1 protein-coding gene is annotated in these 1,080 nt (G+C 54.7%); it reads left to right on the plus strand.

All coding sequences use genetic code 11. The features are described from left to right. The coding region (locus AC4CV5_RS20730) for a condensation domain-containing protein (RefSeq protein ID WP_490923798.1) at positions 1 to 1,080 on the plus strand (1,080 nt) is incomplete at both ends.

Raw genomic sequence — 1,080 nt, forward strand, 5'->3', positions numbered from 1 at the left:
CTTAACAGAGGAGCGTTTTCTTGAGGACCCGTTTTACCCGGGTGAACGCATGTACAAAACCGGGGATGTGGCGCGCTGGCTCCCTGATGGGAATATTGAATTCCTCGGCCGCACGGATGATCAAGTGAAAATCCGCGGCTACCGGATTGAGCCCGGAGAAATTGAAGCAGCGCTTAGAAGCATTGAAGGTGTCAGAGAGGCAGCCGTTACCGTACGGACAGACAGCGGAGAGCCGGAATTATGCGCCTATACAGAAGGATTAAGAAGAAACGAAGTGCGGACGCAGCTTGAAAGACTGCTGCCGAGCTACATGATCCCAGCTCATATGATAGAGATGGAACACTGGCCGGTTACGCCAAGCGGAAAGCTGGACCGAAACGCCCTGCCAGCTCCTGGCGGAGCGGCAGATGCAAAGACCTACACGGCACCGAGAAATGTGACAGAGATGAAGCTTGCCCAGCTGTGGGAGGACGTGCTGAAAAATGGCCCTGTCGGGATTCACGACAACTTTTTCGACCGCGGAGGACATTCCTTAAAGGCAACGGCGCTTGTCTCGCGGATCTCAAAAGAATTCGATGTACAGGTGCCGCTGAAAGATGTGTTTGCCCATCCGACGGTAGAAGGGCTGGCTTCCGTTATCCGTGAAGGAACGGACAGTCCATATGAAGCGATGAAACCGGCTGAAAAGCGTGAGACCTATCCGGTTTCCTCCGCGCAAAAACGGATCTATGTCCTTCAGCAGCTGGAGGACGGAGGGACAGGCTATAATATGCCGGCTGTGTTAGAGCTGGAAGGGAAGCTTGACCCCGAAAGGCTGGACAGGGCTTTCAAAGAGCTGATCAAGCGCCACGAGTCGCTTCGGACATCCTTCGATCAGGACGAAGCCGGCGAGCCGGTGCAGCGCATCCATGACGAGGTGCCGTTTACATTACAGACAGCAGTCCTCGGCGAACAAACCGAACAGGAAGCGGCAGCCGCGTTTATCGAGCCGTTTGATCTCAGCCAAGCGCCGCTGTTCCGTGCCCAAATCGTAAAGGTATCAGATGAGCGGCACCTGTTGCTGGTTGATATGCATCACAT

Source organism: Bacillus sp. NS1 (genome assembly GCF_058248265.1).